This window comes from Leptospira kemamanensis, from assembly GCF_004769665.1.
GTDB classification, from domain to species: Bacteria; Spirochaetota; Leptospiria; order Leptospirales; family Leptospiraceae; genus Leptospira_A; species Leptospira_A kemamanensis.
On sequence record NZ_RQGG01000013.1, the window covers coordinates 282,372 to 295,566 of the forward strand.

The following is a 13,195-nucleotide window of genomic DNA, read 5'->3' on the forward strand; positions in this document are numbered from 1 at the left end:
TAATTTTCTCATGATATTATCTCTAATGGTGTATATGCCAATAAGAATTTTTTATCTAAATGAGCTCCAAACCGCACTTCTACTTTTCGATTGTCTCCAGAACCAGAAATATTTAAAATACGGCCTTCTCCGTATACTTTATGTCTTACTTTTGTCCCAACTTGGAAATCACCGGATCCTAGTTTTCCTTGAATGGACTCAAACTTTTCCTCTGATTTTTGATACCTTTCTGCTCGAGGTGTGGCTTCGGGCCTTCGCACTCCGAATTTAGATTCGGTGAACTCACCTTCCATATATTCTTTAGGAATCTCTTCTAAAAACTGAGACGGTAACCTTGCATCCACTTCCCCAAATTTCCTTGTGAAACGTGAATAACTAATGTCTAAATGTTTTCGTGCTCGTGTGATCGCCACATAAGCCAACCGTCGTTCTTCTTCGATTCCATCTGGTGAATCAATGGATAAAAAGTGAGGGAAGGTTCCCTCTTCCATACCCGCCATAAATACATGATGGAATTCTAATCCTTTCGCATTATGAACTGTCATGAGGATCACATAATCAGGAAGGTCTTTGGTATTTTCTTCACTTGTAATGAGAGAAATGGAACTTAAATATTCTTCTAAACTTGCTTCAGGATTTGTTTCTTCATACTCTTTGAGAGCATTCACAAACTCGTTGAGGTTGGAAAGTCTAGAAAATGAATCTTCGGTTCCTTCGTTTTCTAAAAACTCCCGGTATCCAGAATGTTCTAACACATCATAGGCGATTTCAGATGGAGTTTTTTTACCTAAGTCTTCCATTTCCGATTCAAACATTCTGTGAAGGGAAGACAATTTTTGTAAGGTGCCTTTTTTGATTTCAGGAACAGCTTTCCCTAAACATTCATATAAAGACAATCCTTCCTCCACAGAAAATTTTAGCAGTCGATTGACAGTGGTATCACCGATTCCTCTCGGTGGGGAATTGATGATTCGAAGTAAGGAAGTGGAATCCACTGGGTTCACTACAACAGAAAGATAAGCGATGAGATCTTTTACTTCTTTCCGATCGAAAAATCGAAATCCCCCAAAAATTTTATAAGGAATTCCACGTTTGCGAAGAGCCTCTTCAAAGTATCGAGACTGCGAATTGGTTCGATAAAAAATGGCAAAATTGGAATACTTTTGGCCTTTGCGAACACCAACTTGAATTTTTTGAACAATTCCTTCGGCTTCTTCAATTTCATTTTGAAAGGAAGTAAACTTAATTTTATCACCTAACGGATTCTCGGTGCGTAAAGTTTTGTTCGTACGTTGTTTATTATGAGAAATTAAGGCAGCAGCAGATTCAATGATCGTTCTAGTCGACCGATAGTTTTCTTCTAATTTGACGACTACGGCTTCTGGATAATCTTTTTTAAAATTTAAAATATTAGAAATATCAGCCCCACGCCAGGAATAAATGGACTGATCATCGTCTCCCACCACACAAAGATTTTTATGAAAGGAGGAAAGGGATTGTACCAAATGGTATTGGATTTTATTCGTATCTTGGTATTCATCTACCATGATGTATTTCCAAAGTCTTTGGTATTTTTCCAAAATCACTGGAAAATCACGAAATAAAATCACTGTCTTTAAAATCAAATCACCAAAATCCAAAGCGTTTCTTAAATCTTTTCGTTTTTCATATTCCAAAAAAACGGAAGCAATGGATTTTGTATAAGCATCATCCGCTTTTTTTTTGGCAAATTCTTCTGCTGTTAAGAATGAATCTTTTGCTTGGGAAAACTGATTGGCAAGGCTTGATGGACGAAACTCTTTTGTATCCATATCCTTGGATTTTAGAATTTCTTTGATCAGTGATTCTTGCATATCACTATCATACACTGTAAAATTGCTACCAAGTCCTAAAACTTTCCCTTCTCTTTTCAATAGATACAAACAAAGAGAGTGAAAGGTTCTCACAAATGGTTCATAAGTCCCATTTGGCAATAAACTGCGACAACGGTTTCGCATTTCTTCTGCCGCTTTATTGGTAAAAGTAACCGCTAAAATTTGATTGGAGTAAACTTTGTGATTTAAGATTAAATTGGCGATTCGATAGGTGATGACTCGGGTTTTACCAGAACCAGCACCAGCTAAAATCAGAAGTGGGCCATCAACAGTCTCAACAGCTAACCTTTGCTCATCGTTTAGACCAACTAACTCCACCTAGAAACGCATATCTCCGATACCAAATACGAATTGGAAACTATTATTATCTGGATACAATCCAAAAGGTCTATCTTCCACTCCCGTATAACGAATCCTTTGTGCAAAATACAAACGTAATGGTAATACCGGGATTTGAATCCTAAGACCAAAACCCCAAGAAAATCGAAAATTTGACATCGATAAATTTTTACTAGATAAAATCAGGTTTCCTGGATCGTTCACAACGAGTGGTGATTCAGGAAGTTTTTGTCCAAACGTATTATAATTTTCAAACAAATAAGTTTCTACTGGTTCGGAAGACCTTTGGGCTCTAACTAAATTATCATAATTTTTGAAAAATTCTTTTCTTTCCCCAACAGCTCGGTTGATTTCTTCAAACATGGAACCTGCATCAAAGAAAACAACAAACCATAACAATGATGGTTCGATTGGGAATCTTAACTCAGATGTAAATAATACCCGACTTGAGGCTCCATCCTTCCACTCATCTGGATAATATTTATCATCAAAAAACCAACCACGAAGAGATTCGTAACCACCGAGAAACAAACGATCTTGCACTTGGATGTATGGAATTCGTTCTTTATCTTGGCTTCCATATTTTGGTTTACGTTCAAATGTAAAAACAGAGGAAGTACGAAATTGTTGTACCACACGCCATCGCCTAAGTGCGTTTTTGCGAATGAGTCCAAAAAAAGTATAATCAAACCAAGTATGATAATATTCTAAAATAGGACTAAACTGGTCAAAATGGCTTTCTCCACCCAAATATTGACCCACGTTATCAACGGAAAAAATTAAATTAAAACCCTGCGTGGAGTTAAAAATATTATCACGGCTATCGTAGGCGATCCCGTTTGTCAATTGGGAACGGAACTGCCAACCTCGATCCACCTCAGCTAGGACTTGGTCTGATACAAGAGAAGTTGGTCGAGTCGATGCAAAAAAAGACGGAGAATAACGATGGAAGTGTGTCCAGTTGATTAAAAATCTGTGACCAATCCCCGCACTCACACCTACCCCAGTTCGTTCGTAAGAAGCAACTTCTTTGATCCCTTGGTTATTGTTTTCCGTAATGGAAGTAGCACCCACAAATAAAGTACGGGAGGAATAAAATGCAGAAAGGGTTAAAGACCAAGGTTTATCCATAAACCAAGGTTCTGTCCAAGACAATTGTAAATACCTTCGGATGGGACCAAATTCGATACGACCCGTGATTTGTTGTCCTGTTCCGTTTAAGTTATTTTCACCTAACTGCGTAAAGATGGAAAAACCAGTAATGGTTCCATAACCGCCACCCATTGATACAGTTCCTGTGGGTTGTTCCACAAGTTCAATGATCAAATTCATCTTGGTTTCATCGGAACCAGGTCTCATATTAAAGTTTACTTCCTTGAAGTAACCTAAGTTAAAGATCCTTTCCCTTGACCTATTTACAAGAGAGGAATTGAATAAATCACCTGGTTTGAATAACAACTCCCTTCGGATGACACGATCTTGAGTTTTTTTATTCCCTTTGATGATAATGTTTTCAATAAAAGCAAGATTGTTCTCACGAATGGTAAAATCAACGTGGATGAATTTTTTACCACGTAGTTTTGGTTCCGCTTCGTATAGTTTCCGAAGTTTTGCAATATTCAAACGACTGAACTCTTCCGTACAATCGGAAATGGCGTCGGTATTTCCTCGTTTATCACAATTTTCATATCGTGATAAAGAGGCATCACTCAGTTCGACAACCTTTCTTCTCGGAATTACCTGAGCAAATAAATACCCTTTGGCTGAATACGCTTCGTTGATGGTCGCTCTATCTTTTTGGAATTTGGATTCATCAAACACTTCTCCTACATCCGCAGGAGCAAATTCGTATTGGTCTTCTAAAAATTTAACTGGATAAACAGGAGCCCATTCTTCTTTGGGAGTTCCTACTGGGTTATTTTCTTTATTTAGAAATTGTGGCATCCCATTGGGAGCGATTGTCAAATCATGGTTAGTCGTATAACCATTGTAAAAGTATTGTTCCCCTTCAATAATTTTAAAATTAACGATGACAACACGTTTGTCTTTTTTCTTGGGATTTTCCCAACGAATTTCCCAATTGGTTCCTTCGTTACTGATTTCCGCGTCCACATACCCACGAGATTTTAAGTAGGCAGCGATTTTTTGTTTGTCCGATTCGAAAGCAGATTCCTTAAAAACACCCGATTCAATGATCCCACTTTCTTTTAAATCCATGATCCCTTGGAGATCATAGGTATCGATTTCATTGTTTCCGAAAATATTGACTTTACTTACGGGAATCTCTTCCCCTTCGTCGATGATGAACTTCACCTTTACCGTGTTGGTTTCCGGGTTTACAGGTTCTGTTTCAAATCGAACGTAAGCGAGAAAAAACCCCTCATCACGGTATTTCTTTAAAATGACTTCCTTAGAAAGTGTTACTTTTTTAGGTGTGATGACTTCATTTTCTTTTAATGGGATTTTATCACGTAAGTCAGAAGGGAATACCTCATCCGCTCCAATAAAATCGATGTCTTTTACACGAGGTCGTTCTTTGACAATGACTAAGATTTTTACTCCATCCCCATCTGCTTCCCCTTGGATATCGATGTGATAGAAAAAACCGGAAACAAACAAAGCCCTCATGTCAGCATTGAGAAGGCCTTGCGTTAATTGGACACCTGGTCGCATGTCCATTAGTTCTAAGATGTCGTCAGAGGAAGTATTGATGTTCCCCTTAAATTCAATTTTTGTAATGACTTTATCAATAAATACAGAGCGGTTAGACCATAAGGAAACCCACTCTGCTGATGTAATCAAAAGCAAAGACAATATGAATAGACTAATGAATTTTAATTTTTTTCGAATGTCCAAAAATTACTTAGATGTGCCTTTTACCATAGCTAAGTTAAAGCGACTCACACCAGCTGCATTCACAGCATCGATGACTTTAACAACGACTTGGTAGGACGCACCACCATCCCCACGAATGATCACTTTATTTTTCTTAGGATCCCTCTCCTTTTCTGGTCCTAAAAAACTATTAATTTTTTCAGTAAGGCCTTCCAAAGCAACCGGTTCGGAATTTTGATCCAAATAGATTTTGCCTTGTTTATCTACTGTAATCACCAGTTCATCTTTTTGTTTTTCTTTTGCTACACTCGAAGACCGTGGCAATTCTACCTTTAATGCAGTATTTTTTTCCAAAGTTGCATTCATTAAAAAGTAAATGACGATAAAGGAAATCACATCGATAAGAGGTGCCAATTCGATGTTATTAAAAGACTTTGTTGATTTACGAAACTTCATTCTTCGATTATCGTTTATTCAAATGAGGTAATACAAGATCCGTTACGTTTTCCATTTCCGTAATTTTTTCTTCCTTCATTCGATTGAACACATTATAAAAAATATATGCTGGAATCGCAATGGCAAGACCCATTGCGGTTGTGATAAGGGCTTCAGAAATCCCCACTTCAGCACCTTGAGTTCCTGCTCCTTCAGCAAAGGATCTTACGATTCCGATCACTGTCCCAAGAACTCCGAGTAACGGAGCAATGGTGGCAATGGTTCCAAGTCCCGTCAGGTAACGTTCCATTAAATAAATTTGGCGGAATCCCTCTTGTCGAATATCCTCTTCCCAAAACGCAACTCCTCGACGTTTGAGGTCAAATGCCATACGAAGTAAAGTTGCAGCAGGAGATTGAACTTCCTGGGTGAGAACATCTTTTGCATCATCCCATTTGCCTTCACGCGCTAGTTCCCTAACACGGCGGAAATGATCTTGTGAGATGCTTTTTAATCTCCAAAAGTAAACAAATCGTTCCACAATGATGGTAAAACCAACGATGGATACAAAAATGATAAGAATGGGAATGGTTTGTGGAGGAACCGATGAAATGATTGAATCTGATTTAGCGAAAGGAAAAGACATGAATGAGACCCCATTGGAGGATTACGAATAGAGTTTTCAGTCTTCCCTTTTTCGCCAAATACTATTTTTAAAGGACTAACCCGCTTTTTTCATGAGAAGGTCGGTTGCCGCTTTGAGGACAGCAGTGGTGACTTGTTTTCCCCCAATCATCCTCGCAAGTTCCCGTTTTCTTTCCTCAAAGTCGAGTAGTGATGCTTCCGACACAGTTCGACCACCTTCTTGTCGTTTTTCGATCTTAATTTGATGGTCCCCTGCCGCTGCTACCTGTTGGGTGTGCGTAATCAGAAGAATTTGCGAATTCCGTGCGAGTTTTTTCAGCTTCGTAGCCATAGCTTCCGCTGCTTCCCCCCCAAGACCCGTGTCTACCTCATCTAAAACCAACATCTGAGGGGAAGGAGCTTGTTTCCCGAGCACACTACGAAGGGCAAGCATCACCCGCGAAAGTTCCCCACCTGAAGCCACTTTTCGTAAGGGGCGCGGTTTTTCGCCTGGATTGGCACTAAAATAGAATTCGATTTGGTCAAGGCCCGATTCAGAAAGGAAATAGGACTTGGAGCCTTCTTCTACTTCTCCTTCTGGATTTTCTTCCCAACGGAGAACCACTTGGAGTTTTCCTCCTTCAAGACCTAAATCCACCATCTCTTTTTGCACTTCTTCCTCAAATTGGGAAATGGCATTTCGTCTTAACTTGGAAAGTTGGAATCCTAATTCTTTCAGTTCCACCAGACATTGGTCCTTTTTAATCCTTAAAAAATCTTCGTCTCCTGCTTGCTCCTTCCAACGTTCCAGTTCCGATTTTTTCTCTTCTAGAAGTTGATTGATTTCCCCGATGCTCACATTGTATTTTTTCTTCAATTTCTTCAGATCTTGCAACCTTGCTTGCACCATATCGAGTCTTTCGGGACTAAAAAAGAGTTCTTCTTCCTCTTCTCGGATCACCGACTTTAAAGATTTGAGTCGGTCATACACTTCTTCCCATTCGTCAAGCATCTCCCTTTTTTCAGGAATGAGGATGGTGACTTTTTGGATGGCATGGATAAGGCTTGGAAACACTTTGAGGATCGAATTTTCTTTTTCCGAAAGTTCCTCTAGCACCAAACGGTAGTTTTCTGCCAATTTTTCTCCATTGGCGAGTAAACTTTCTTCGGAACTCAAACTTTCTTCTTCTCCTTCTTTCGGAGAAATTGTCTCAATTTCTTCCACTTCGTATTCGAGAATTTCCTTTCGTTTCAACATGGTTTTTCGTGTTTCTTCGAAGTCGGAAAGTTTTTGTTTCCAATGTCTGTATTGTTGTAAGGCAGATTTGAATTTAAATTTCAATGATTCCAAATTTCCAAATCGGTCGAGAAATTCCAATTGGTTGGCTTTTTCTAAAAGGAAAAGTTGTTCGTTTTGGCAGTGTATCTCTGCCATCGTTTTTCCGAGTTCCCGTAAATGAGTGGTAGAAGCAAGGCTCTCTCCAATTTTCACACGAGCTTTTCCATCTTTCATCAGTTCCTTGGTGATCAGAATCTCATCTCCCGTATAACGGAATCCTTGTTCCATGAGATAGTCTTTGGCCAAGTTTTGCCCAGAAAGTGACAAAACCGCTTGGAGGGAATACCGATCCTTTCCTTGTCTGATGTTCGCTGTCGAACAGCGACCACCAAAAAGCGAAGCCAATGCATCGAAAATTAATGATTTTCCAGCACCAGATTCTCCAGTGAAGACAGTGAGACCGTCCGAAAGGGAAAGTTCCAAAGATTCAAAAAGGGCAAAATCCTTAATTTTCAAATGTGTGATCATATAGACTCCTGTTTGCTATACATACAGTTACTACTTAACAAATAAGTAGTCAATAAAAATTTTTAGAAAACTTAAAAAATCGCAATTTCTCTTCCTTTCCTTTTTGAAACACTGGTGGAAAAGGCACCCTATGAAAGATTTTGAAGGCAAAATCCATCTTGTTTCAAGTTTACCCCTCTTCCGCAGTCTTTCGAAAAAAGAAAAAACTTGGGTGGCTGAATCCGTTCATATTGTGGAACGCGAAAGGGATGAAATTCTATTTACAGCAGGGGATAACGATCGAAGTTTATTTTTGATTTTATCGGGGGGAATTAAATTGTTTCTTCCCAAAAAGGGAGAAGGCAAACGCGAAGAAGAAGTTCAATATTTAAAAAAAGGAGAATACTTCGGCATTCAAGCTTTGTTAACGGGAGAGAAACATAACCATTCGGCTGTTACCGTGAGTGAATCAAGATTTTTGGTTTTGTCTCAAGTCGAATTCCAAAAATTAATCCAAAAAATTCCTTATTTATCCATCACCTTTTCCAAAATGCTTACAAAATCTCTGCGTAGTGAACTTTTGGGAGGAAAAGAATATTTTCGAAATTCCGTTGTTTGTTTAGTCCATTCGGATCCAGTCACCAAAGATCGATTTGCCAGTGAACTTGTGGAAAAAATCGAACAGGAATCTGGTAAAAAATCAGTGATCCTACATTTTTCTCAAAATGGAAATTCCACTTCCCCACAAACAAAATCTTATAAATTCAAAGATGCAGACCGAATCAAAGATAATTTAGGCAAACATTATGCAAGCCACTCCTTTATCTTTTTAGAAGTATTTCCAGATACCGATGAAGACCTAAAACACCTGTTAATTGATGAAGCAGATCATATTGAAAATTTAGTTTCCAAAGAAACGAATGCCAATCTCTGTGATTCGATCACCAAGGACTCAAGAGAAAACGAAATCCTTTATCATGAAACCAACATTCGTGACATCTTAGATCATGGAAAATGGGACATCTTCATCCGAAGAAAAGCAAGAGAACTTTCTGGAGTGGAAATGGGTGTGGCACTTGGTGGAGGAGCTGCTCTTGGTTTAGCTCAAGTGGGAATCATGAAGGTGATGGAAGAAGAAGGGATCATTCCAGACATGATTGCAGGAACAAGTATCGGTGCCATCATCGGTGCCTTTTGGGCCAGTGGACTGGGTTACAAAGGGATCCTCCCCTTACTCGGTGAAATTGATAGTCTTTTCAAAATGTTTAAATTGGTCGATCTATCATTTCCTGGGCAAGGATTACTGCATGGAAAACATGTTCGTACTCTCCTCGAAAAGTATTTAGGAGATCTGTATTTTGAAGACTTACCGATCAAACTCAGACTGATTAGTTGTGATATCTCAACGAGACAGGAAATTGTTTTGTCAGAAGGAAAGGTTCTCGATGCGGTGATGGCAAGTATTTCCATCCCAGGAGTCTTTGTTCCCCAACCTCAAGAAAATGGGAAAACCTATGTTGACGGAGGAATCGTCAATCCCCTCCCCGTTTCTGCCCTCACCCAAGAAGGAATTCAAAAAATCATCGCCATCAATTCCATGCCCAGTTCCAAAGATGAAATGAAAACAAACAAATTACTCAATTTGAATGTCCTTGATATCATTGTGAACAGTTTGTATTCTTTGCAGTATCGTATTGGCAAATACAGCGCACAAGAAGCAGATGTGTATTTGAATCCGATCCTCCCTAATTCCAACTGGTTTGAATTTTGGAGGAGTAAAGAATTTATTGAACTGGGTGAAACAGTCACGAGAAGTTCGCTAAACGAAATCAAACAACTGTTTAGCGAATAAAACTAATCTCTATCTGGAGAAAGGATTACAATATTATAAGGATTCCTTTCGTTTTTTTCAGACTCAGAAAGTGTTTCTGAAAAACGTAAGGCTCCTGTGATCACAGTTCCAGTCGTAAGACCGGCAAATATCCCTTCTTTTTCATAGAGATCCGCTTGCAGGTGTAAGGCTTCGTCTTTTGTGACATGAAAATAATGATCGATGAGTTTTGGATCATACACCGCAGGAAGTTTGATTCTTTCCCTTTCTTTGGGATTGTCAGTTTTTCCATATTCCATAAAGGGGGAATTTTGTTTTCCCGCTATGATGGCCTTTACCCTTCGGTCTTGGGACTTTAAGTAACGACCGATGCCCGTGATGGCACCACCAGAACCAGGCGCAGAAATGACAGCTCCCACTTTTCCTTGCAGATCACGCCAAATCTCAGGCCCTGTGGTTTTAAAATGAAAATTGGGATTGGCAGGGTTTTCCAATTCGTCTGGCAAATACCCACCTACTTTTTTGGCTTTTTCTTCAGCAAGTTCTGTTAATTTTGTAGGATCAGAAGTATTCGTAACCGTTACGTCAGCTCCGTAACTGCGAAGGAGTTGGACTCGTTCGGGAGAGGTTGTGAGTGGAACAAGGCAAGAAACAGGATAACCTTTCACCTTTCCAATCCAAGTAAAACTCACAGAAGAAGATCCAGCTCCAGATAGGATGATGGACATCCCTTTCTTTAATTTTCCGCGTTTTTCTGCATCTAACACCATAGCGATGGCAGTTCGATCTTTGGCAGAACCAGTTGGATTTAAGAATTCCGCTTTTAAGTAAAATTGAACACCCGAATATTCAGAACCAATATGGTTCAATCGGATGAGTGGTGTGTTGCCAATCAATTGTAAGACATTGTCTTTGATTGGTTTGGCAACGGAAAGTTCCTTTCCAAAGATTCCTTGTACATTATTCAAGGCTTGCAACAAACTGTTGCCAAAGTCATCTATCCCTTTGGAAATTGGATCTATCATTTACTTAACTTTAATTAACTCAACATCAAAAATTAAAGTGGAATTAGCAGGAATTGGACCAACTGCTCTTTCCCCATAACCATATTTAGGTGGAATGGTCAGTTTTCGTTTTCCACCTTCTTTCATTCCTACGATTCCACGTTCCCAACCTTGGATCACTTGTCCTTGGCCGAGTTGGAAACTAAAAGGTTGTCCTCTGTCGAGAGAAGAATCAAATACTTTTCCATTTGTGAGTTTCCCAGTGTAATGGACTACCACAGTAGTTCCACGGATTGCTTCTTTGCCTAATCCTTGTTTGGTGTCTTGGATGAGGAGTTCCTCAGCCGATAGACTGGTCACAAAAAGAAGAATACTGAGAGTTAAAAATAGCTGTTTCATGGGGCTTATTATACACTCTTTCTGTACAACCAGGGAACTTCTTTTTGGTTCTTTTCTTCAAATTTTTGAATAAAATCTGCTTTTTGGAGAGTAAGTCCGATGTCATCCAAACCATTCAGTAGGCAATGTTTGCGAAATGCATCCACTTCAAAAGGGTATTTTTTCCCTTCTTCTGTGATCACCACTTGGTTTTCCAAATCGATTTCCAAATTGGCACCTGGTTTTTTGTCGATGGATTGGAAAATCTCTTCAATTTGTGCTTCTGGCAAAACAATCGGAAGCATTCCATTTTTAAAGCAGTTATTGTAAAAGATATCTGCGTAAGATGGAGATAAAATGGAGCGAAACCCATAGTCTTCTAATGCCCAAGGTGCGTGTTCTCTGGATGACCCACATCCAAAATTGTCACGTGTGACAAGAATGGTTGCCCCTTGGTATCTAGGTGCATTGAGAACGAATTCTGGATTTGGTTTTTGTCCCGCGTCGTCGAGAAATCTCCAATCATGGAACAAATGTTTTCCAAAACCAGACCTTTCAATTTTACGAAGGAATTGTTTTGGAATGATTTGGTCTGTGTCTACGTTTGCTTTGTCAAGAAGGGCAGCGATCCCTTTTAATTTTGTAAATGCTTTCATCTTATTTCCACTCCCGAATGTCTACAAAGTGACCTTCCACTGCAACTGCTGCCGCCATAGCAGGACCCACTAAATGAGTCCTTCCCCCTTTCCCTTGTCTTCCTTCAAAGTTTCTGTTGGAAGTGGAAGCACAACGGTCTCCTGGAGATAAAACATCGTCGTTCATCGCAAGGCACATCGAACAACCTGGGTTACGCCATTGGAAACCCGCCTCTAAAAAGATCTTATCAAGTCCTTCACTTTCTGCTTGGCGTTTCACTCGGCCAGAACCTGGTACGATGATGGCTTCCACATCTTTGCTCACTTTTTTCCCTTTGACCGTGTTTGCCACAACGCGAAGGTCTTCGATTCGTGAATTGGTACAAGATCCGATGAATACTTTATTCACCTTCACATCAGAAAGTTTTTGTCCAGGTTTTAAATCCATATAGGCTAACGCAGATTCTGCGGATTTACGTTGGACTGGGTCAGTGAAATCATTTGGACTAGGAACGGTAGCAGTCACAGGGATCACTTGGCCAGGAGAAGTTCCCCAAGAAACCATCGGTGCAATTTCATTTGCATTGAGTGTAACTGTTTTATCAAACTTTGCACCAGGGTCAGTCGCATAAGCCTTCCATTTAGCAGCCGCTATTTCAAATTGTTCTCCCTTAGGAGCGAAGTCTCTTCCTTTGATGTAATTGATAGTAGTTTCATCAGGAGAGATGAGTCCAGCTCTTGCGCCCGCTTCAATCGCCATATTACAAATGGTCATACGGCCTTCCATACTTAGAGAACGAATCGCTTCTCCAGTAAATTCGATCACATACCCAGTGGCTCCGTCTGTTCCAATTTTACCGATGATGGCAAGGACAATGTCTTTTGCAGAAACAAGGGGAGAGAGTGTTCCATCCACTCGGATTTCCAGAGTCTTAGGTTTCTTTTGCACTAAGGTTTGTGTTGCTAACACATGTTCTACTTCTGAAGTACCAATTCCAAAAGCAAGAGCTCCAAAGGCTCCGTGTGTCGCTGTATGTGAGTCCCCACAAACAATTGTCATCCCAGGGTGAGTGAGACCAAGCTCTGGTGCCACAACGTGAACAATTCCATTGTCGGGATGGTTGATATCAAATAATGTAATTCCGTTTTCTTTGCAGTTGTCCATAAGCGTTTGCATTTGCAAAACGGAAATGGGATCCACTGATTTCCAATCTCTTGTCCTTGTGGATACGTTGTGATCCATCGTCGCAAACGTAGCGTCCGGACGTCTTACCTTTCTGTTGGTTAATTTCAGACTTTCAAAGGCTTGTGGGCTTGTGACCTCGTGGACGAGGTGTCTATCAATATAGATTAGGCAGGTCCCATCTTCCTCGTGAACCAAATGGTCATTCCAAATCTTCTCAAACATGGTTTTCATAACTAGACTCCCCCACTTCCAGTCATAACTCGGACAT

10 protein-coding genes are annotated in these 13,195 nt (G+C 39.9%); 1 reads left to right on the forward strand and 9 read right to left on the reverse strand.

Annotated features, from left to right (window positions below):
* Window positions 1-8: 8 nt before the first annotated feature.
* The 5 genes from EHQ59_RS06005 to recN all read right to left on the reverse strand — a co-directional run bounded on the left by EHQ59_RS06005 (window position 9) and on the right by recN (window position 7,914).
* Window positions 9-2,192 (reverse strand): ATP-dependent helicase, encoded by a 2,184-nt coding sequence (locus tag EHQ59_RS06005; protein ID WP_135618373.1) that lies wholly within the window; start codon window positions 2,190-2,192, stop codon window positions 9-11.
* Window positions 2,193-5,069 carry a BamA/OMP85 family outer membrane protein gene (locus EHQ59_RS06010; protein ID WP_135618374.1) on the reverse strand — a complete coding sequence of 959 codons (2,877 nt, stop codon included), beginning with the start codon at window positions 5,067-5,069 and terminating at the stop codon, window positions 2,193-2,195.
* 3 nt (window positions 5,070-5,072) lie between these two features.
* Complete coding sequence (locus tag EHQ59_RS06015) at window positions 5,073-5,504, reverse strand: ExbD/TolR family protein (protein ID WP_135618375.1); 432 nt, start codon at window positions 5,502-5,504, stop codon at window positions 5,073-5,075.
* A gap of 7 nt (window positions 5,505-5,511) precedes the next feature.
* On the reverse strand, window positions 5,512-6,129 hold the full coding sequence (locus EHQ59_RS06020; protein ID WP_135618376.1) for a MotA/TolQ/ExbB proton channel family protein: 618 nt from the start codon (window positions 6,127-6,129) through the stop codon (window positions 5,512-5,514).
* A 75-nt stretch (window positions 6,130-6,204) separates the two neighbouring features.
* A complete protein-coding gene (gene recN, locus EHQ59_RS06025; RefSeq protein ID WP_135618377.1) occupies window positions 6,205-7,914 on the reverse strand; it encodes a DNA repair protein RecN in 1,710 nt (569 codons plus the stop codon).
* A gap of 130 nt (window positions 7,915-8,044) precedes the next feature.
* Between recN and EHQ59_RS06030 the strand changes: the two genes are divergently transcribed.
* Window positions 8,045-9,745, forward strand: coding sequence for a patatin-like phospholipase family protein (locus tag EHQ59_RS06030; protein WP_135618378.1), 1,701 nt, complete (start codon window positions 8,045-8,047; stop codon window positions 9,743-9,745).
* Between the two features lie 2 nt (window positions 9,746-9,747).
* Here the strand turns inward: EHQ59_RS06030 and EHQ59_RS06035 are convergent, their stop codons facing one another.
* From EHQ59_RS06035 to leuC, 4 genes are read right to left on the reverse strand one after another with little or no spacing between them, the layout of a single operon-like run.
* Window positions 9,748-10,749, reverse strand: a complete 1,002-nt coding sequence (locus EHQ59_RS06035; protein ID WP_135618379.1) for a PLP-dependent cysteine synthase family protein — start codon at window positions 10,747-10,749, stop codon at window positions 9,748-9,750.
* Window positions 10,750-11,127 (reverse strand): FKBP-type peptidyl-prolyl cis-trans isomerase, encoded by a 378-nt coding sequence (locus tag EHQ59_RS06040; RefSeq protein WP_135618380.1) that lies wholly within the window; start codon window positions 11,125-11,127, stop codon window positions 10,750-10,752.
* Window positions 11,128-11,135: 8 nt separating this feature from the next.
* Window positions 11,136-11,762, reverse strand: coding sequence for a 3-isopropylmalate dehydratase small subunit (gene leuD / locus EHQ59_RS06045; protein WP_135618381.1), 627 nt, complete (start codon window positions 11,760-11,762; stop codon window positions 11,136-11,138).
* A 1-nt stretch (window position 11,763) separates the two neighbouring features.
* Window positions 11,764-13,158, reverse strand: coding sequence for a 3-isopropylmalate dehydratase large subunit (gene leuC / locus EHQ59_RS06050; RefSeq protein ID WP_135618382.1), 1,395 nt, complete (start codon window positions 13,156-13,158; stop codon window positions 11,764-11,766).
* Window positions 13,159-13,195: the final 37 nt, after the last annotated feature.